General features: G+C 70.2%; 17 protein-coding genes. 11 read left to right on the top strand and 6 right to left on the bottom strand.

Annotation, left to right across the window (positions count from 1 at the left end; translation table 11 throughout):
• Window positions 1-252 precede the first annotated feature (252 nt).
• Entirely contained in the window at window positions 253-459 is a 207-nt protein-coding gene (locus RIF65_RS12755) for a cold-shock protein (RefSeq protein WP_110555044.1), read from the top strand.
• Window positions 460-534: 75 nt separating this feature from the next.
• Here the strand turns inward: RIF65_RS12755 and RIF65_RS12750 are convergent, their stop codons facing one another.
• On the bottom strand, window positions 535-1,122 hold the full coding sequence (locus RIF65_RS12750; RefSeq protein WP_309065005.1) for a TetR/AcrR family transcriptional regulator: 588 nt from the start codon (window positions 1,120-1,122) through the stop codon (window positions 535-537).
• 68 nt (window positions 1,123-1,190) lie between these two features.
• Here RIF65_RS12750 and RIF65_RS12745 point away from each other — a divergent pair, with 68 nt between their 5' ends.
• Entirely contained in the window at window positions 1,191-2,111 is a 921-nt protein-coding gene (locus RIF65_RS12745) for an alpha/beta fold hydrolase (RefSeq protein ID WP_309065004.1), read from the top strand.
• Here the strand turns inward: RIF65_RS12745 and RIF65_RS12740 are convergent.
• Window positions 2,108-2,791, bottom strand: coding sequence for an HAD hydrolase-like protein (locus RIF65_RS12740; RefSeq protein ID WP_309065003.1), 684 nt, complete (start codon window positions 2,789-2,791; stop codon window positions 2,108-2,110). The genes RIF65_RS12745 and RIF65_RS12740 overlap by 4 nt on opposite strands.
• Before the next feature lie 67 nt (window positions 2,792-2,858).
• Here RIF65_RS12740 and RIF65_RS12735 point away from each other — a divergent pair, with 67 nt between their 5' ends.
• On the top strand, window positions 2,859-4,511 hold the full coding sequence (locus tag RIF65_RS12735) for an HNH endonuclease signature motif containing protein (protein WP_309065002.1): 1,653 nt from the start codon (window positions 2,859-2,861) through the stop codon (window positions 4,509-4,511).
• 82 nt (window positions 4,512-4,593) lie between these two features.
• Here RIF65_RS12735 and nucS read toward each other — a convergent pair whose 3' ends face one another.
• Complete coding sequence (gene nucS, locus RIF65_RS12730) at window positions 4,594-5,289, bottom strand: endonuclease NucS (protein ID WP_309065001.1); 696 nt, start codon at window positions 5,287-5,289, stop codon at window positions 4,594-4,596.
• Window positions 5,290-5,298: 9 nt separating this feature from the next.
• Entirely contained in the window at window positions 5,299-6,528 is a 1,230-nt protein-coding gene (locus tag RIF65_RS12725; RefSeq protein WP_309065000.1) for an MFS transporter, read from the bottom strand.
• Between the two features lie 79 nt (window positions 6,529-6,607).
• On the opposite strand from RIF65_RS12725, the gene RIF65_RS12720 reads away from it, so the two are divergent.
• From RIF65_RS12720 to mnhG, 7 genes are read left to right on the top strand one after another with little or no spacing between them, the layout of a single operon-like run.
• Entirely contained in the window at window positions 6,608-7,681 is a 1,074-nt protein-coding gene (locus tag RIF65_RS12720; RefSeq protein WP_309064999.1) for a LacI family DNA-binding transcriptional regulator, read from the top strand.
• 56 nt (window positions 7,682-7,737) lie between these two features.
• Window positions 7,738-10,704, top strand: a complete 2,967-nt coding sequence (locus tag RIF65_RS12715; RefSeq protein WP_309064998.1) for a Na+/H+ antiporter subunit A — start codon at window positions 7,738-7,740, stop codon at window positions 10,702-10,704.
• Complete coding sequence (locus RIF65_RS12710; protein ID WP_309064997.1) at window positions 10,704-11,234, top strand: Na(+)/H(+) antiporter subunit C; 531 nt, start codon at window positions 10,704-10,706, stop codon at window positions 11,232-11,234. The genes RIF65_RS12715 and RIF65_RS12710 overlap by 1 nt, the downstream gene beginning before the upstream one ends.
• Window positions 11,231-12,784: a Na+/H+ antiporter subunit D gene (locus RIF65_RS12705; RefSeq protein WP_309064996.1), complete on the top strand. Its 1,554-nt coding sequence runs from the start codon at window positions 11,231-11,233 to the stop codon at window positions 12,782-12,784. The genes RIF65_RS12710 and RIF65_RS12705 overlap by 4 nt, the downstream gene beginning before the upstream one ends.
• Window positions 12,781-13,353 carry a Na+/H+ antiporter subunit E gene (locus RIF65_RS12700; RefSeq protein ID WP_309064995.1) on the top strand — a complete coding sequence of 191 codons (573 nt, stop codon included), beginning with the start codon at window positions 12,781-12,783 and terminating at the stop codon, window positions 13,351-13,353. The genes RIF65_RS12705 and RIF65_RS12700 overlap by 4 nt, the downstream gene beginning before the upstream one ends.
• Window positions 13,350-13,619, top strand: coding sequence for a monovalent cation/H+ antiporter complex subunit F (locus tag RIF65_RS12695; protein WP_309064994.1), 270 nt, complete (start codon window positions 13,350-13,352; stop codon window positions 13,617-13,619). The genes RIF65_RS12700 and RIF65_RS12695 overlap by 4 nt, the downstream gene beginning before the upstream one ends.
• Window positions 13,616-14,014: a monovalent cation/H(+) antiporter subunit G gene (gene mnhG, locus RIF65_RS12690; RefSeq protein ID WP_309064993.1), complete on the top strand. Its 399-nt coding sequence runs from the start codon at window positions 13,616-13,618 to the stop codon at window positions 14,012-14,014. The genes RIF65_RS12695 and mnhG overlap by 4 nt, the downstream gene beginning before the upstream one ends.
• 7 nt (window positions 14,015-14,021) lie before the next feature.
• On the opposite strand, the gene RIF65_RS12685 is transcribed toward mnhG, so the two are convergent.
• Window positions 14,022-14,783, bottom strand: a complete 762-nt coding sequence (locus RIF65_RS12685; protein WP_309064992.1) for an alpha/beta fold hydrolase — start codon at window positions 14,781-14,783, stop codon at window positions 14,022-14,024.
• Between the two features lie 227 nt (window positions 14,784-15,010).
• Between RIF65_RS12685 and RIF65_RS12680 the strand changes: the two genes are divergently transcribed.
• A complete protein-coding gene (locus tag RIF65_RS12680; RefSeq protein ID WP_309064991.1) occupies window positions 15,011-15,973 on the top strand; it encodes an endonuclease domain-containing protein in 963 nt (320 codons plus the stop codon).
• A gap of 26 nt (window positions 15,974-15,999) precedes the next feature.
• Here RIF65_RS12680 and RIF65_RS12675 read toward each other — a convergent pair whose 3' ends face one another.
• Window positions 16,000-18,645 (bottom strand): penicillin acylase family protein, encoded by a 2,646-nt coding sequence (locus RIF65_RS12675; protein ID WP_309064990.1) that lies wholly within the window; start codon window positions 18,643-18,645, stop codon window positions 16,000-16,002.
• Between the last annotated feature and the right edge of the window lie 105 nt (window positions 18,646-18,750).

Here is an 18,750-nt window from a genome sequence, read left to right as displayed (position 1 = left end):
CGTGATTTTGTCCCCCTTTTGGGGGACAAACTTCTCGGAATCCGTGTATGCTGATCTGCGACGCACCCTCCGGTCGTCTTCGGCCCTCATCGCTCCCCCCGCGGTGAGGGCCACTTCTTTGCCCGCGCTCGATGGTCGTGCAACGTTTGTGTCACCTTCTGTCAAGCGGTATTGCGGTGCGGGTCCCCTGGGCTAGCGTTAGCTCAGCCGGCGCATCCTGCTTCGGCATAGCAATCAGCAGAACGGCAGTAAATGAGCACCCAGGGCACGGTCAAGTGGTTCAACTCGGAGAAGGGCTTCGGCTTCATCTCCCCTGACGACGGCGGCGCCGATGTTTTCGCGCACTACTCCGCCATCCAGTCCAACGGCTACCGCTCGCTCGACGAGAACCAGCGCGTCGAGTTCGATGTGGCGCAGGGCCCCAAGGGCCTGCAGGCTGAGAACATCCGTCCTCTCTGAGGCGGAGACCACCGGACTCCCCGTCAGGACCATGTCGTCCGGGCGGGGAGTTCGTGCGTTTGGGGCCGGTGCGTGTCACGGCCGCGCGCGCTCGCCGCGCATTCCGCGCACGAGGAGCCGCAGCGACTGCTCCCAGGTGTCCTGAACCGGCAGCCCGCGCAACTGGAGCGTCGCCAGCCCCTCACACAGGGCGTGGAACGTCACCGTGTGCGTGCGCAGCACGGCATCCGTCGAGTCCTCCGGCAGCACCCGGGCGATCCGCGCTCGCAACCGGGTGAGCGCGGCCTGCTGCAACGGTCGAACCTCCGGCCACGTCGCCTCCGCCGGTTCGCTGTCGTGGAATGCCACGCGGAACAGCGCCGCATGCTCGGTGACGAGACGACGGAAGGCCAGCCCGGCTGCGACGAGATCGGATGCCGGGTCCGTGGTCACCGGCAACGCGTCGACGTCCCGCTCGAGAAGGGTGAACGCCCGTCCGGCCAGCGCGGCGAGCAGTTCCCGCTTCGAGCCGAACGTGCTGTAGACCGCTCGGGTGCTCGTCCCGGTCGCGGCCGCGAGTGAGCGGATCGAGAGGGTGTCGAGCGCGGAGGACTCCAGAATCTCCTCCGCCGCGTCGAGCAGGCGGACGGCGGTGACTTCGTCGTGCACGCGAGGACGGCCCATGGTTGACATCCTATCGAAACGGCATTACGTTACGGCGTAACGCAATGATGCGACGCGCAGGAGTAATCATGTCGACCCAAGTCTCGGAGGACCTCGACGAGCGGGCGCGCTTCCGCCGTCTGCGCCGAGAGGTCTTCCAGATGCGCGGCTTCCACGCCGAGGAGCGCGCGATCGTCGACGCGGAGGGGCGCTCGACCGCCGTGCTCCACGTCGGGACGGGCACCGCCACCCTCCTCATCCACGGAGGGGTCGGTGTGACCGCCGAGTGGGCGCCGCTGGCGGGACGGCTTTCGGGTCGCGTGCTGATCCCTGACCGGCCCGGGTTCGGCCTGTCCGACCCGCGCGACCTGCGGGCGCGTGGATTCCGCCGCGACTCGGCGGACTGGGTGGCCGGCCTGCTCGACGGGCTCGGCCTCGACCGCGTCGAACTGGTCGCCGGGTCGATGGGCGGCTTCGTCGCGATCGCTTTCGCGACCGCGCATCCGCACCGCGTCCAGCGGCTCGTTCTGGCCGGCGCGGCGGGCGGGCTGTTCCCCGATCCGGGCCTGTTCCTCCGCCTGTGGGCGACGCCGGGGATCGGCGCGGCGGTCTCCCGGATGATGCCGCGCGACACCGAGAGCGTCCGGAGGAAGGCTTTCGGCGGATACCTCGCACACCCGGAGCGGGTCCCGGACGACATCCTCGAAGTCGCGCTGGCGGCGATGCGGATGCCGGGCTGGGCGGCGGCCAACCGCGAGATCCTGCGGGAGGTGACGACGCTGCGCGGCTGGCGTCCCGAGATGCGGCTGGACGACGATCTCGTCGGCAGCGGCGTCCGCACCGCGTTCGTGGTGGGGGAGGGGGACGCCCTCATGACTGTGGCATCCGCTCGTGCGCTGGGGGAGCGGATGCCACAGGCCGAGGTGTACGTGATCGAGGACGCCGGTCACATCCCGCATCTCGACCAGCCCGAGGCCGTGGCGGCGGCGATCGAGGCGGGCCGCGACTAGCGTCGGGCCGGAGCTCCGAGCAGCAGGACGCGCAGGGCGTCGGGGTCGGCCGCGCGGTGGGTGGCGCCGTCGGCTTCCTCCGGCTCACCGAATCCCCACTCCGCGAAGATGACCGGGATGCCGTGCTCGGCGCCTCCATCGACGTCGTGGTGTCGGTCGCCGACGAGCACGGGGGAGCTGACATCGGCCCCCGCGGCGGCGAGACGCTCGAGCGCCCACGCCACCACCTGGGACTTGCCGTCAGTTTGGCCGGCGATGCCGGGGCGGGCGGCCGAGATGGCAGTGAACGAGCCGATGAGGCGGTAGTGCTCGAGGATCGCGCGCACCTGGTTCTCGGGCTTGGTGCTCGCGGTGGCCTGCGGGATGCCGGCATCCGCGATCTCGCGCAGCAGCTGGGCGATCCCGGGGTAGATCGTCACCGACGAGGCGTACCCGTCGGCCGCGGCGAGTGCGCGATACCGCCCGACCGCTTCCTGCGCCTGCTCGGGCGTCATGCCGGCGCGCAGCTGGAAGGACTCGAACATCGGCGGCCCGATCCACTGCACGAGCGACTCCGGTGCGGGGTCGGGCAGGCCGTACGACGCGAACACCTGGCGCAGGCGGGGAAGGATGCCGGCGGACGCATCGGCGATCGTGCCGTCGACGTCCCAGAGGATGCAGGAATAAGGGGAGACGGCCATGGAAACAGCCTAGAGATTCCTGCGCGAAATCCTTGCCGGCGTCGTACATATGTTCTAAACTGGTTGTATGGCGATGGAGCTTCTGGATCTCGAGCGGCGGGAGGCGCTGCTGGATGAGTGGGTGTCCACTCGTCGTGAGATCGCGAAGTTGGAGGCTCGGTTGGCGGGGTTGGCGGCGGAGCGGATGCGGATGCTGGATGAGGACATCCGTGAGAATCCGGCGCATCGGGATTCGACCTACCGGTCGATGGTGGCGGAGTACTCCGCGGCTGGGCGGGTGTCGAAGGGGGCGGTCGAGTACGCGTTCCTGGACGCGGCGACCGTCATGGACGAGCTGCCCGCGGTGCGGGCTGCGTTCGAGGAGGGTCGGATCGACGCCGCGCATGCCCGGGAGATCGCCCGCGCCCTGTCCCCGATCACTGCCGCGATCCGCGCCGGCCAGGCCGACCCGGACGTGATCGACCTGTACCAGGCCGCGGTGCTGGTGGTCGCCGAGACCGACTCCCCGATGCGGACGCGGGCGCACGCCCGGCAGGTCGCCGCCGCCCTGGCCGGGCAGAGCGTGACCGAACGGCACCGCAACGCCAAAGCCGAACGGAGCGTGACGGTGCGCTCGGTCGGGGACGGGTTGGCGTTGTTGACCGCGATCCTGCCGGAGTATTTGGCGATGGCGATCCATGACCGGCTCACCCGCATCGCGCAGGAAGCCGACTGGGAACCCGACATCGACGCCATCCTGCTCGCCATCCGCCTCGCCGAAGCCGAACACCGCGCCCACACCGACGCCGCACAGGACGAACCCGAACCGGTCATCACCGACGACGACGAGAGCGGGTCCGAGGCCGCGGAAGAGCCGGAAGCGGAAGCAGACGCTGAGACGGACGCCACGCCCGCCGACGGCGACCGTGAGGCTGCGGCGGACGTGATCTTCGGTGACGGGGACACGTTCACCACCGACCCCTTCCCACCCCCACCGCCCGGATGCGACCGCGGCTCCCCACCCGGCGCGGAGTCTGCCGGAGAGGATCCGTGGGAGTGGATGAACGACCCCGAAGTGGCCGGCATTCTGGCTCGGGTGCGTGCCGACGCGGGGGAGCATCCCGATGTGATCCATTTCTCAGCGGATACCCGCACGTTGGATCAGATGCGGGCGGACCTGCTCACCGACCTGCTGCTCACCACCGACCCGTCCACCGTGCACGGCCCCGCACTGGGCAACATCACCGCCCGCATCCAGATCACCGTGAACGCCACCACCCTCACCGGCGCCGACGACCACCCCGCCTCCCTCGACGGGCACGGGCCGCTCGACCCGGACATCGCCCGCCATCTTGCCGGGAACCACACCGGCTGGACCCGCCTGTTCCTGGACCCCACCGGCCTGGTCACCAGCACCGACACCTACACGCCCACGGAGCCGATGCGCAGGTTCCTGCGCGCCCGCGACCAGCATTGCCGGTTCCCCGGCTGCCGCATGCCCGTCTACCGCTGCCAGATCGACCACAACCACGACCACGCCCTCGGCGGCCCCACCGCCACCGACAACCTGAGCCACCTCTGCCTCACCCACCACGCCCTCAAACACCCCGACGTGCCCGACGCACACCGGTGGACCGCGCGTCAGACCGCGGACGGCTCCATCCACTGGACCAGCCCCCTCGGCCGCCACTACACCGACCACCCCACCCGACGCGTCATGTTCATCCCCACCCCCGGGTAGGGCTGAGGGCGGGGTGGTCGTCTTCTTCGTGCTGCGGTCGCTGTTCCGCTCCGCCCGAGACTGAGACCCGACTTGGGCGGCGTCAGAACAGTCGCGGAATCCCCGACTCGAGACCCTTCATGTCCTCGTAGTCGAGCACGAGGCAACGGATGCCGCGATCCTCGGCGAGCACCCGCGCCTGCGGCTTGATCTCCTGGGCGGCGAACACGCCCTGCACCGGGGCCAGGTGCGGATCCCGCCCCAGCAGTTCCAGGTAGCGGGTGAGCTGCTCGACGCCGTCGATGTCACCGCGGCGCTTCACCTCCACCGCGATCGCGGCGCCGTCGGCATCCCGCACCAGCAGGTCGACCGGGCCGATCGCGGTCGGGTATTCGCGGCGGACCAGGGTCGCGCCCTCGGAGATCAACTCGACCTGCTCGGCGAGCAGCCGCTGCAGGTCGGCCTCCACGCCGTCCTTCTGCAGGCCGGGATCGATCCCCAGGTCGTGGCTGGAGTCGTGCACGATGTCGTAGATCTGCACGCGCAGCGCGTCGCCGGTCTTCTTGTGGGTCACCCGCCATACCTCACGGACGCCGGCCGCCGACTCCTCCTCGCCGGGCTCCTCGGTGGCGAGCGAGCACGGCGGGCTCATCCAGTTCAGCGGCTTATAGCTGCCGCCGTCCGAGTGCACGAGCAGACTGCCGTCGCCCTTGTGCACCAGCAGGCGGGTGGCCAGGGGCAGGTGGGCATTGAGGCGACCGGTGTAGTCGACGGAGCAGCGGGCGATGACGAGACGCACCCGACGAGCCTACTTCGTCGCGGTCCGCGCGGGTTCCGGCTGGGGGAGCGGGCGCGCCGACCCCGAGAACAGCCCGGACATCACGACGAGCGCCACCAGGATGAACAGCGTGTTCAGCAGACCGATGTGCACGCTGATCAGACCGAGGACCGGCGGGCCGCCCAGGAAGGCGATGTAGCCGATCGTCGCCGCCGCGCTCACCCGTGCCGCCGCCATGGCGGGGTCATCTGCGGCCGCCGACATCCCGAGCGGGAAGCCGAGCGAGGCGCCGACGCCCCACAGCGCCGCACCCAGCAGCACCAGTGGCAACGGCTCGGCGAGGATGAACAGCAGGATGCCGCCCGCCGCCGCGACCGCCAGGACGCGCAGCACTGCGACACGTCCGAACCGGTCGACCAGCGGACCGCCGGCCAGTCGTACGACAGTCATCCCGACCGAGAACACGGCCAGGGCGAGGGCGCCCATGCCGGCATCCGCATGGTGTCCCTCGACGACGCCGAGCGCGATCCAGTCGTTCGCGCCACCCTCGGCGAAAGACATGCCGAGCATGACCACGCCGAGTGCGTAGGTCCGCGGCTCGCGCCACGCCTCGAGTGCGGTGTGCATGCGCTCGCGCCAGTCCGGCTTCTCGTCGGGGGCGGGATCGAGCGCGGCCTCGCGGGCGGGGACCTGGAAGAAGCAGACCACCGCGGCCGCGAGGATCACGGCGCCGATGACCACCGCGTGCAACGCGACACCGACGCCCGCCTGCGCCGCCAGTGCGCCGATACCGGCGCCGATCACGGTGCCGAAGCTGAAGAACGCGTGGAACACCGGCAGGATCGTTCTGCCCATCTGCTGCTCGACCGCCGTCGCCTCGACGTTCATCATGACGTCCAGCGATCCGTTGCCGAAGCCGAACAGCACGAGCCCGCAGACCACCACCGCTGCGGAGCCGAACACCTCGGCGCCCACGCCGACCAGGGCGACCCCGGCCGCGACGGCGATCATCGTCAGCAGCATCCCGAGCCGCGCGCCGGTGCGGGCCATCACGGCGGGGCTCGTGGAGATGCCGACGATCGAGGCGATGCCCATGCCGAGCAGCAGCAGGCCGATCTGCGCTTTGTCGATCTGCAGCGCCTCGCCGATGCTGGGCACCCGCGACGCCCACGTCGCGATCGACAGCCCGCTGGCGAGGAAGATCGCGAAGATCGCGGCGCGCCAGCGCACGAACTGCGAGCGGGTCAGGGCGGTGTCCATCGCACCATCGTATCGAATCGATTCGAAAGACTCCGCCACAGGCGGCGACGCCCCGCCCCGCCCGGGTTACCCTCGGTAGATGACGAACACCCGCCGCCGTGCGACCATCGCCGACGTCGCGCGCGCCGCCGGGGTGTCCACGTCGACGGCATCCGTCGTGTTCAGCGGCAAGGTCAAGGTCGCCGACGCGACCCGCGAGAAGGTGCTCGCCGCCGCCGCCGATCTCGGCTACTCCGGGCCCGACCCGCGCGCGGCCTCGCTGCGGCTGGGGCGCAGCGGCATCGTCGGGGTGGTGCTCGGCGCCGACCTGCGGCACGCCTTCCTCGACCCGGTGACGACGGTGCTGATGGAGGGGCTCACCGAGGCGCTCGCGGATGCCAGCGTCGGGCTCCTGCTGCTGCGCGACGACCCGCGCGTGCCCGAAGCGCCGCCGATCGCGGAGGCGCCGGTCGACGCGCTGGTGCTGCTCGGCTGCTCGACCCGCACGCGCGAGGCGGTCGAGGGGGTGCGGGGACGAGGACTGCCGGTGGTGGTCATCGAAGGCACCGGCGTCGAAGGGATGCCGGAGATCACGCTCGACAACAGGGCCGCTTCCGCGACCATGGCGCGTCATGTCGCAGATCTCGGGCACAGCCGGGTGGGCATCATCACCCTGGCGCTGGAGATCGAGCGCATCCGCGGCCCGGTGACGGTCGAGCGTCTGGCCACCGCGACCGTCGAGGTGGCGCTGGACCGGCTGGCGGGTCTGCGCGAGGTGTTCCCGGACGCACCGGCGGTGAGCGCGGCCGGAAGTCTGATCGACGAGGGCATGATCGCGGCCCGCGCGCTGCTGCTCGACGACGCCGGCGAACTGCGTGCGGACCGGCCGACGGCGATCCTGGCGCAGAGCGACCTGCTGGCCGTGGGCGCCATCCGGGCCGCGCAGGAGTGCGGGCTGCGCGTGCCCGACGACCTCACCGTGGTCGGATTCGACGGCATCGCCGTCGACGGACTCGGCGGGCAGCGCCTCACCACCATCCAGCAGCCGGCACTCGAGAAGGGGCGCGCGGCCGGGGAGCAGGTCGCCAGGATGCTGGCGGGGGAGCCCGGTCGGTCGGTGCACTTCGCGTGCACGTTCCGCCCCGGCACGACGGCGGCACCGCCCGCCGCGTAGACTGAGGGCGAACGCCCGCCGCGCCGAGAGGCCCCGACGCGACAGAGGAGCCGCCGATGCCGTTGCTCCTCGCCGTGTTCCTCGCGGGGGCCCTCTTGCTGCCCGTGCTGGTGCGCTGGCTGGGAGCCCGGGCGTTCTTCATCGGCGCGCTCGTGCCTGCCGCGGCCTTCGTGCACGCGGTGATGCGCACCCCGGCCGTGCTCGACCCCGACACGGTGCCGTTCACCGACTACGCGTGGATCCCGCAGCTCGGCCTGCACCTCTCACTGCGCATGGACGTGCTCGGCTGGGTGCTCACCCTCATCGTCACCGGCGTCGGCGCCCTGGTGCTGATGTACTGCCGCTGGTACTTCCACGACGACGCGACGGGCGTCGGTCCGTTCGCCGGCGTGCTGCTCGCCTTCGCCGGCGCGATGTACGGCCTGGTGCTCACCGACGACCTGATCATGCTGGTCATGTTCTGGGAGCTGACCAGCATCCTCTCCTATCTGCTGATCGGGCACTACCGCCGCCGCGCCGCCAGCCGCCGCGCGGCGCTGCAGGCGCTGCTCGTCACCACCCTGGGCGGGCTGGTGATGTTCGTCGGCGCGATCGTGCTGGTGGTGGATGCCGGCACCGCCAGCATCCGGGAGCTGATCGCGATGGCGCCGACCGGTCCGGTGGTGGACGCCGCGGTCGTGATGCTCCTGGTCGGCGCGGTCAGCAAGTCGGCGCTGTTCCCCTTCCACTTCTGGCTACCAGGTGCGATGGCCGCTCCCACCCCGGTCAGCGCCTACCTGCACGCGGCAGCGATGGTGAAGGCCGGCATCTACCTCATCGCCCGACTCGCGCCCGGGTTCGCCACCGTCGCACCGTGGAAGCCCATGGTGATCGGACTCGGCGTGCTCACCATGCTGCTCGGAGGATGGCAGGCGTTCCGCGAGACCGACCTCAAGCGCATCCTCGCCTTCGGCACCGTCAGCCAGCTCGGCTTCTTCGCCGTCATGCTCGGGTTCGGCACGCCCGCCGTCGCACTCGCGGGCATCGCCCTCGTCGTCGCGCACGCACTCTTCAAGTCGGCGCTGTTCCTCATCGTCGGTGTGATCGACCGCCAGCTGTCCACGCGTGACATCCGCGAGCTGTCCGGCGTCGGGAGGCAGGCGCCGGTGATGACCACCGCGGCGATCATCTCGGTCGCCTCGATGATGGGCGTCGCGCCCACGATCGGCTTCGTCGCCAAGGAAGCCGGGCTCACCGCGCTGATCGACGAATGGCTGGCCGGGTCCGCGTGGGGCTTCGTCGCGCTCGCCGGCGTGGTGCTCGGCTCCGTGCTGACGGCGGCGTACGGCATCCGCTTCGTCTGGGGTGCGTTCTGGCGCAAGAGGGACGCGGACGGCGAGAGTATGCCGGACACGGCATGGCCTGATCCGCCGGTCGGCTTCCTCTCAGCGCCCATCCTGCTCGCGGGGCTCGCCATCGCCTGCGGCATCGGCGCGCCCGCGCTGGACGTCGCGCTGCGACGATACGCCGTGAGCCTCCCGCCTTCGACCGAGGCCGAACACGGTCTCGCCCATCTCGCGCTCTGGCACGGAGTGGAACCTGCCTTGTTCGTGTCGGCGGCCGCCGTGCTGCTCGGCCTCGGACTCTTCCTGATCGGCGCCCGCTCCGGGGCGGCACAGGGCGCGCGACTGCTGCCCTTCACCGCCGGAGACGCCTACTACGCCGTGGTCAGGGGTGTCGACCGTCTTTCGGTGCTGGTCACCAGCGTGACCCAGCGCGGTTCGCTTCCGCTCTACGTCGGGACGATCTTCATCGTGCTGGTCGCCGCCGAGGGCACGGCGCTGGTCGCGGCGGCCCCAGAACGCGTCGAACTGTCCGCCTGGCACACGCCGGTACAGCTGGTGGTCGCACCGATCATGGCCGCCGCAGCGGTCGTGGCGGTGCGCGCCCGCAAGCGGTACACCGGCGCGGTGCTCGTGTCGGTGACCGGCCTCGGCATGGTCGTGCTGTTCGCCACCGGCGGCGCGCCCGACCTCGCCCTCACCCAGATCCTCGTCGAGACCGTGACCCTGGTCACGTTCGCGCTGGTGCTGCGCCGTCTGCCGGCCCGCCTCGGCGAGCACAACGCCTCGGTCGGGCGCGCGCCGCGGGCGGTGCTCGCCATCGCGGTCGGGGTGTCGATGGCGTTCGTCGCGATCGTGGCCACCCAGGCGCGCGTCGCCGAGCCGATCTCGGTGAACTTTCCGGAAATGGCATATGAGCTCGGACACGGCCGCAACGTCGTGAACGTGGCGCTGGTCGACCTCCGTGGATGGGACACCATGGGCGAGCTCAGTGTGCTCGTGCTGGCCGCCACCGGCGTGGCATCCCTTGTTTTCGTCACCCACCGCGCCGACCTGCTGTCGGCGACCCGCACGCTGCCGAAGACGCGTCGGCGTCGCTCGGGACGCCCGCTCGTGGAGACCACCGACGGGGTGCGCTTCCAGACCGCCGAGAACCGCGACGCACCACGTGCCTGGCTGGTCGGCGGGCAGCAGGTCAAGGCCGAGAACCGCTCGATTCTGCTCGAGGTGATCGTGCGCATCCTGTTCCACACCATCATCGTGGTGTCCATCTACCTGCTGTTCGCCGGGCACAACAGCCCCGGCGGCGGCTTCGCCGGGGGCCTTGTCGCGGGGATGGCGCTCGTCATGCGCTACATCGCCGGAGGGCGGTGGGAGCTCGGAGCCGCCGCGCCGGCCGACGCCGGTCGCCTGCTCGGCGGTGGCCTCATCCTCGCGGCGGGCTCCGCTGTCGTGCCGCTTTTCTTCGGTATGGCACCGCTGCAGAGCACTGTGTGGCAGGCCGAGGTCCCGGTGCTTGGTCACCTCGAGCTGGTCTCGTCGACCATCTTCGACGCCGGTGTCTACCTGGTGGTGATCGGCCTGGTGCTGGACGTGCTGCGCAGCCTCGGCGCTGAGGTCGACCGCCAGGCACAGGCGCGCCGACAGGATGCGGCCGCCGACGGTCGGAGCGCCGGCCAGGAGCGGGGGGTGCGGCTCTGATGGACGTCTCCCTCACCCTCATCGTGATCATGGCCGTGCTGTTCGGCTGCGGCGTGTACGCCATGATGGAGCGCAGTCTGACCAGGGTGCTGATCGGCTTCCTGCTGCTGGGGAACGCGGTCAACCTCCTCCTGCTCGTCGTGATGGGCGTCCCCGGCACGGCGCCGTTCTTCGGCGCGCAGGGCCATACCAGCGATTCACTGCCGCAGGCTCTCACCCTCACCGCCATCGTCATCACGTTCGCCGTGTCGGCGTTCCTGCTCGCGCTCATCTACCGCTCCTGGCAGCTGGGCCAGGCCGACACGGTCGAGGACGACGAGGCCGACATCGCGCTGCGCGAGCGGACGGATGCCGAGGACGAGATGTTCGACGACGAGGCCGGCACCGAGGACGACTCGGCCACCACCGACTTCGTGGGCGTCGACACCGCACCGATCACCGTGCTGCACATGCGCGACCACTCCGCGATCCAGGACGACGCACCTGTGGACGTGCCGACCGACGCCGGGGGAGAGGGGGATCGGTCGTGAGCGCGCTCGTCCCGCTTCTCGTCGCCCTGCCGCTGCTGGGCGCCGCGGTCACGCTGGTCTTCGGACGCAGCCCGCGGCTGCAGGTGGCGGTCTCGGCCGGCACGCTGGGGGCGGTCTCGGTCATCGCCACTGTGCTGCTGGTCGCCGTCGACCAGGGCAGTCCGATCGCCGTCTCGGTCGGCGGATGGCCCACGCCCTTCGGCATCGTGCTGTACGTCGACCGGTTCGCGGCGCTGCTCGTACTCGTCTCCAGCATCGTTCTGCTCGCGGTGCTGCTGTTCTCGATCGGGCAGGGCGCCGCCGACGGGGTCGAGGAGACCCCGATCTCGATCTTCAACCCGTCGTACCTGATCCTGGCGGCCGGCATCTTCGACGCGTTCATCGCCGGCGACCTGTTCAACCTGTACGTCGGATTCGAGATCCTGCTCGTCGCGTCGTACGTGCTCATCACGCTCGGCAGCACGGAGTCGCGCATCCGCACGGGGGCGGTCTACATCGTCGTGTCGCTGGTGTCGTCGATCCTGTTCCTCGCCGCGATCGCCATGATCTACGGCGCGGTCGGCACCGTGAACATGGCGCAGGTGGCCGAGCGCGTGGCGCAGCTGCCGCAGGAGACCCAGCTCGTACTGCACCTGATGCTGCTCGTCGCGTTCGGCATCAAGGCCGCCATTTTCCCGGTGTCGTTCTGGCTGCCGGACTCGTACCCCACCGCCCCCGCCCCGGTCACCGCGGTGTTCGCCGGACTGCTCACAAAGGTCGGCGTGTACGCGCTGATCCGCACCGAGACGCAGCTCTTCGCGGAGAACAGCATCGACACCCTGCTGTTGGTGGTGGCGCTGGCGACGATGATCATCGGCGTGCTCGGCGCGGTCGCGCAGGCGGAGCTGAAGAGGATCCTGTCGTTCACCCTCGTCAGCCACGTCGGGTACATGATCTTCGGGCTGGCGATCGTGACCCCGGATGCCATCGGCGCGACGGTCTACTACATCGTCCACCACATCGTCGTGCAGACCACGCTGTTCCTCGCGGTGGGCCTGATCGAGCGGAAGGCGGGCAGCACGTCGATCCTGCGCGTGAGCGGCCTGATGAAGGCCGCCCCGCTGCTGGCGGTGCTGTACTTCGTGCCGGCCGTGAACCTCGGCGGACTGCCGCCCTTCTCGGGGTTCATCGGCAAGGTGGGTCTGTTCGAGGCGGCCGCCGCCGTGGGCACGCCGCTCATGATCGTGATCATCTTCGGCGGCATCCTGACGTCCCTGCTCACCCTCTACGCGCTGATGCGCGCATGGAATCTGGCCTTCTGGCGCGAAGACGACGATGCGGCCGAGATCGACGGTCGGCTCGCCTATCTCGGGAACGCCGCCGCCGCCGACGAGCAGGGTTCCACCCGGCGGATCCCCGCCATCATGAACGTCGCGACGGGCGGCATGGTCGCGGTGACCCTCGCACTCACCGTGTTCGCCGGTCCGCTGTACGCGGTGTGTGAGCGGATCGGCGTCAACCTGCTCAAGCCGGTCAGCCTGGTGCAGCTCGACGAGGAGGCCGGCGGATGATCCACGACTCCCGTCGCAGCCTGCTGCGCGATGCGGCCCTGCAGATCCCGTTCTTGCTGTGGCTTGTCGTGCTCTGGATGCTGCTGTGGCACCAGTTCACGCCGCTGGCACTGGTATCCGGTCTGGTGGTGGCGGTGTTCGTGACGCGGGTGTTCCGATTGCCGACCGTCGAACTGGTGGGTCGGGTGAACGTGTGGCACGCCTTTCTGTTCGTGCTGCAGTTCCTCGGAGCGGTGGTCTCGGGGGCCGCGGCCGTCACCGTGCAGGTGTTCGACTTCCGCCGCCAGCCGGGGGCGGCGATCATCGGCGTGCCGTTGCGGTACGCCGACGACATCGTGATGACGCATGTCGCGGTGACGTCGTCGCTGATCCCCGGCTCGCTCGTGGTCGAGGCCGACCGCGACCGTCGCATCCTCTATCTGCACGTGATCGGCGTGCGGACGAAGGCCGACGTGGACGAGTTCCGGGGCAAGGTGCTGCGCTGGGAGCGCCGCATCGTCCGCGCCCTGGGAACGCCCGCGCAGCACCGCGCGTTGCGCGAGGATGAGCGCAGGGGAGGAGAGCGATGAACGTGATGCTCGTGCTGATCATGGCGGTGTTCGGCGTCGCCGCGCTGCTGTGCCTGATCCGCATCGTGCGCGGTCCGTCGATCCTCGACCGCGCCGTGGCGTCTGACGTGCTGCTCACCGAGGTGATGTGCGTGCTCGGCGCGGAGATGGCGATCAACGGGCACACGCGCAGTCTGCCCGTGCTGCTCACCATCGCCGCGGTGGGCGTTTTCGGCTCGATCGCCGTCGCCCGGTACGTCGCGCGAAGGGACAACACCGCTCCATGAACCTCGCCGACCTCCTCGAGACCGAACTGCCGGCAGCGTTCGTCGACACCACGGTGGTGACGCTGGTGCTCATCGGCGCGGCGCTGTGCGTGTCCGCGGCGGTCGGTCTGCTGCGCTTCCCCGACGTGCCCAGCCGCCTGCACGCCGCCACGAAGCCGCAGGTGCTGGGACTGGTGCTGATCTGCCTGGCGATCGCGGTGTCGCAGCGCACGGTCGGCGGCATCCTGCTGGGGATGCTCATCGTCGCGCCGGTCGTGCTGATGCAGTTCGCGACGGCACCGCTCTCGGCGCACATCGTCGGACGCCAGGCCTACCGCAACGGGGCGATTCCGGCGCACACCCTCGTCGTGGACGAGTACGACGAGTCGAAGCGGACGCCGCCGGCGGCGGGGTGAGGAGCGGCTACAGGCTCGCGACGAACTCGTCGATGAGCTTCGCCGCGGCGCCGGAATCACTGATCAGTGTGCCGTGGCCGTGGTCGGGGATCTCCGCGAACCGGGCGCCCGGAATGGCATCCACGATCTCACGGCACCACGTCATCGGCGCGAGCGGGTCGCGTTGTCCACGCACCACCAGGGTGGGGCAAGCGACGCGAGGGTAGATGCGCTCCGGGCGGTGCACGATCGTGGCCCGCATCTTGCGGATCAGGTGCGGCCCGCCGCGCAGGTACTCGCGCGCGCCGCGCCACAGCACCATCGGCCGCTCGTGGAGCAGGTCGAACAGCAGGTACCCGGCCTGCGCGCGCAGGTTGCGGGAAGCACTGTTGACGGTGGGTCCTGCCAGGACGAGGCCGGCGACGAGGGCGGGGTGCCGCACCGCGAGCTCCGCGGCGATCTGGCTGCCCATCGAGTGGCCGATGACCACGACACCGTCGACCTCCCGGTCGCGCAGGAACGCCGCCACGAGGTCGGCGTGCCGCTCCATGGTCAGCGTGCGCTCGGGCTCCGGCGCCTCGCCGAAACCCGGCAGGTCGAGGCCGATGACCCGACCGGACAGTCGTGAGACCAGGTCGACGTACACGCTGCGGCCCATCCCGATGCCATGCAGCAGCACGATCGGATGGCGGCTCTCGCCGAAGTCCTCGAACACCAGAGTGGCGCCGCCGTGCGCGAACTCTCCGACCGTCGCCGCGGTGTCCTCGGGGGCGAGCAGGCGTTCCGGCATCCCTCCACGTTACCGGGGGTGCCCGGATCGGACCGTCGGCCCGGTGTGGCGTTCACAACTCAGGAGAACCCGGCCGGTTCCGGCGCATTCGACCCGGAAACCGGCGATCAGGGGGCTCGGTTCCTGAGTTATGAACGCCTCTGCACAATCAGGCGGCAGCGTGACTTGCCCACAATGCGTGGAAATCGGCCGCCGGGTGCCGAGACCGCGGGCGCATCCTGTCCGCCATGACCACTCGACAGACCGTCCGTCAGCGACTCCTGCAGACCTATGCCCGCCTTGTCTTCCGGCGCGATGAGCTCATCGACGCCGGCTGGCGCCCCCGCGACATCACGACCGCGGTCCGCACGGGCCGGCTGCTGCGCCTGCGGCGTAACCGCTACGCCCTCCCGGACGTCGACCCGGCGATCGCCGACGCGGTGCGCGCGGGAGGGCGGCTGTGCTGCCTGTCGCTGCTGGAGATGATCGGCGTGTTCGTCCTCGCCGCGCCGACCGTCCACATCCACGTCCCGCCGAACGCCGGGCGGCTGCCGCAGCGGCCCGGCGGTGTCCGGCTGCACTGGGGAGCGTGGGCCGCCGACGGAGCCCCGCTTCACGTCGTCGCGCTCGCCGACGCCGTGCTGCAGTCCGTGCGCTGTCAATCGTTGCGCGCCGCACTCGCGACGCTGGACAGCGTCGTCCATCACCGGCTGATGACAGTGCGTCAGCTGGAGACACTGTTCGAGCGACTGCCCGCGCGTTTCGCGGTGCTGCTGAAGCTCGTCGACGGCGCGGCGGAGTCCGGATCTGAGACCTTCATGCGGTTGATCCTGCGAGCCCTGGGCGTGCGGTTCCAGACGCAGGTGGTGATCCCGAGCGTCGGGCGCGTGGACTTCCTCGTCGAGGGGTGGCTGATCATCGAGTGCGACAGCAAGGAGTTCCACGAGGGCTGGGAGAAGCAACGGGAGGATCGACTGCGCGACCTTGCGGCGGCCATGCAGGGCTACGTCACGGTCCGGCCGATGGCATCCGACATCTTCGAGGCGCCCGACCGGCTCCGCGAGCAGTTGCGACAGGTCATTCAGGCACTCCGGCCGAGAGGCGCGGCGGGGCGGGGCGCGCGCGGTGTTCACAACTCAGGAAGAACCGCCGGAACTCAGGCCCGAAGGGCGGTTCCGGCCCGGATCCGGCCCACCGTTCCTGAGTTGTGAACAACTGCGCGGCGCAGCCGGGTCGGTCAGCCGGCCGGACGGAGCAGCAGGGTGTCCACGGTGGCCCGGCCGACGGCCTTCTTCGAGAACGGCCACGGCTGCTGCACGGCCATCGCCCAGTCCTCGGTCTGGTCGGTGTAGTTCGGGTGGAAGGCGTGCCCGCTGGCGCCGGTCACATGGTTCCAGCTCGAGCCGTCGAGGTCGTCGAGGTCGACGACCATGCGCATCGACGGCACGGTCGAGGTGGCATACGACTCGCCCAGCAGCCATCCGGTGGCGTTCACCACCGACGATCCACCGCCGACCGGGTACGGACCGCGGTTGAACAGCATCTCGATCGGCGCGATCCCCGACGAGCCGAGCGTGGAGTGGCGCAACGGCAGCGCGTGCAGCGATCCCCAGTTCCACCGCGTCACGTCCTCGCCCTGCAGGTCGCGCAGTTCTTCATACGCCTGCTCGGCGGAGAACTCCAGCATCTCCGCCATGCCCGCCACGTCGATGCGCTCGTTCGTCCAGAGCGGGTCGGACGGGTCGTCGAGCAGAGCGTCGACGACGGCGAACAGGCGGCCCTGGTCGTCCACTGGCAGCGGCACCTCCCGGTCGAGGAAGAGATTGTGCGCGAGGTTCGACCACAGCACGTTGGCGTAAGCGGCGGCCGGAGAGTCCGCGTCGTTCTGCGCGTCCCAGGTGCGCAGCAGTTCGACGGCGGCCTTCGGTCCTTTTCCGTCGACGGCGACGTCGTCCAGCGCCACGGCGAGCTGCTCGCCGATCCACATCTCGTTGTCGGCCTGGATGTCGCGCATGTCCTGCGCGGTCAGCGGCGCCACGGCGGCCTCGCGTTCGATGAGGTGCGCGATGCGGGCCGCACGGTAGCCGTAGTCCCAGTCCTGCGACAGGAAGTGCTCGTAGTCGTCGCCCACGATCGCGTTGTTGGCAGTGACGATGTATCCCTCGTCGGGGTTGTACGACACGGGCAGCTCCTCGAACGGGATGAACCCCTTCCAGTCGTACGCGCTGTCCCAGCCCGGCTGCGGCACCCAACCGTTGCCCGCGCCACGGATCGGCAGCCGCCCCGGCGCCTGGTAACCGATGTTCCCCTCGACGTCGGCGTAGATCAGGTTCTGCGCCGGCACGTCGAACAGGGCGGCGGCACGACGGAAGTCGTCGAAGTCCTGCGCGGTGGACAGCGCGAAGACCGCCCTGGCGGTTGTGCCGGGCTCCAATGCCGTCCACCGGATGCTCACTGCGTACTCCGTGTCGGCCTCGGCCCCCGGATCGGCGAAGCCCTCGCCCTGCGCGACGACGGGGCGGTCGGCGATGGCGGTCATGTCGCCGGTCAGCTCGGAGATGATCGGCCCGTGCACCGTGGAGCGAATCTCGAGCTCGACGTCGTCGCCACCGGCGACCGTGATCGTCTCGGTGCGCACCGCCAGCGGAACCAGCGCGCCGTCGCGCAGGTATTGGTCACCCTGGACCTTCTCGATGTACAGGTCGGTGACGTCGGTGGTGAGGTTGGTGAATCCCCACGCGATCCGATCGTTGTGTCCGATCACGACGCCGGGGAGCCCGGAGAACGAGAAGCCGCCGACGTCGAACGGGCACTCGTCGCCCACCTTCTCGCACTTCAGCTGCACCTGGTACCAGACCGACGGCAGCGAGGCTCCCAGGTGCGGGTCGTTCGCGAGCAGCGGCTTGCCGCTCTCGGTGAGGTCGCCCGACACCACCCAGGAGTTCGAACCGATGCCCTCGCCCGCTCCCTCCAGCAGCATGCTCGCGGCCTCGATGACGTCCGACGCCTCCTGCCACTGCACGGTGGAGAGCGCATCGGCGATGACCTCGTCGTCGCTGTCGTCGTCGGTGTGCGCGGCCGGGGCGGCGCCCGTCCCCTCCGTCGGGACGGGGTCGACCGTCGAGATGGTGGGCACGATCACCGGGTTCTTGTCGAACGGATAGTCCGGATACACCTTCTCGACCAGGGCGCGCGTCTCGGCATCCGCGGGGTCGCCGAGGGCGGCGACCAACTGCGCGCGTGCCGTCTCGTCGGGGAGGTTGCTGCGGAGGTCCCAGGCCATCGCCTTCAGCCACGCGACGGAATCGGCGGGTTCCCACGGCTCGGGCCGGTAGTCGGGATTCTGGATGCCGATGACGGCATATTCCAGGGAGAGGTCGGCACCCGATCGCGAGGCGAGATAAGCGTTGACCCCGTCCGCGTACGCCTCGTAGTACGCGCTGGTCTGCTCGTCGAGAGCTTCCACCTCCTGCTCTGCCACCTGCCGCCACCCGAGCGTGCGCAGGAACGCGTCGGTCGCGACCTGGGATTCTCCGAACATCTCGGCGACCCGGCCGGAGGTCACGTGCCGACGGAAGTCCATCTCGAAGAACCGGTCCTGGGCATGCGTGAACCCCTGCGCGAAGAACAGGTCGTGCGGCGACTCCGCGGTGATGGTCGGGATGCCGCGCGCATCGCGCTGCACGGTCACCTCGCCCTGGAGGCCCTTCACCTCGAGCGCGCCGGACGTCTGCGGGAACGAACGGTGGATCGTCCAGGTGAGCAGGAATGCAGCGGTCACGGCGAGCACGACCAGGGCGGCGACGACGACGAACAGCATCCGCCCGACGCGCACAGCGAGCGGAGGGCGGGGTGCGGACGATGCCGCGGATTCTGTCGTCATCAGCGAGGACTCCCGGTCGAGCGGTGGGACTCCGTCCCACGAAGTCCGGCACGCGTCTCGGGCGACGCGCGCCCTGGCATCCTATCCGCACCCACGGGTCGGCGG

Source organism: Microbacterium sp., from assembly GCF_031180975.1.
Lineage (GTDB): Bacteria > Actinomycetota > Actinomycetes > Actinomycetales > Microbacteriaceae > Microbacterium.
Note: the sequence above shows the minus strand (reverse complement) of the source record. Positions and strands in the feature narration are given on the sequence as shown.

Bases quoted from the DNA above. Each gene is read 5' to 3' on its own strand.
- RIF65_RS12715 (WP_309064998.1), top strand. From the start codon at position 7,738: ATGCCGTTGCTCCTCGCCGTGTTCCTCGCGGGGGCCCTCTTGCTGCCC.
- RIF65_RS12680 (WP_309064991.1), top strand. From the start codon at position 15,011: ATGACCACTCGACAGACCGTCCGTCAGCGACTCCTGCAGACCTATGCC.
- RIF65_RS12750 (WP_309065005.1), bottom strand. From the start codon at position 1,122: ATGGGCCGTCCTCGCGTGCACGACGAAGTCACCGCCGTCCGCCTGCTC.
- RIF65_RS12745 (WP_309065004.1), top strand. From the start codon at position 1,191: ATGTCGACCCAAGTCTCGGAGGACCTCGACGAGCGGGCGCGCTTCCGC.
- RIF65_RS12720 (WP_309064999.1), top strand. From the start codon at position 6,608: ATGACGAACACCCGCCGCCGTGCGACCATCGCCGACGTCGCGCGCGCC.
- RIF65_RS12675 (WP_309064990.1), bottom strand. From the start codon at position 18,645: ATGACGACAGAATCCGCGGCATCGTCCGCACCCCGCCCTCCGCTCGCT.
- mnhG (WP_309064993.1), top strand. From the start codon at position 13,616: ATGAACCTCGCCGACCTCCTCGAGACCGAACTGCCGGCAGCGTTCGTC.
- RIF65_RS12740 (WP_309065003.1), bottom strand. From the start codon at position 2,791: ATGGCCGTCTCCCCTTATTCCTGCATCCTCTGGGACGTCGACGGCACG.
- RIF65_RS12735 (WP_309065002.1), top strand. From the start codon at position 2,859: ATGGCGATGGAGCTTCTGGATCTCGAGCGGCGGGAGGCGCTGCTGGAT.
- RIF65_RS12695 (WP_309064994.1), top strand. From the start codon at position 13,350: ATGAACGTGATGCTCGTGCTGATCATGGCGGTGTTCGGCGTCGCCGCG.
- RIF65_RS12725 (WP_309065000.1), bottom strand. From the start codon at position 6,528: ATGGACACCGCCCTGACCCGCTCGCAGTTCGTGCGCTGGCGCGCCGCG.
- RIF65_RS12685 (WP_309064992.1), bottom strand. From the start codon at position 14,783: ATGCCGGAACGCCTGCTCGCCCCCGAGGACACCGCGGCGACGGTCGGA.
- RIF65_RS12710 (WP_309064997.1), top strand. From the start codon at position 10,704: ATGGACGTCTCCCTCACCCTCATCGTGATCATGGCCGTGCTGTTCGGC.
- RIF65_RS12755 (WP_110555044.1), top strand. From the start codon at position 253: ATGAGCACCCAGGGCACGGTCAAGTGGTTCAACTCGGAGAAGGGCTTC.
- RIF65_RS12700 (WP_309064995.1), top strand. From the start codon at position 12,781: ATGATCCACGACTCCCGTCGCAGCCTGCTGCGCGATGCGGCCCTGCAG.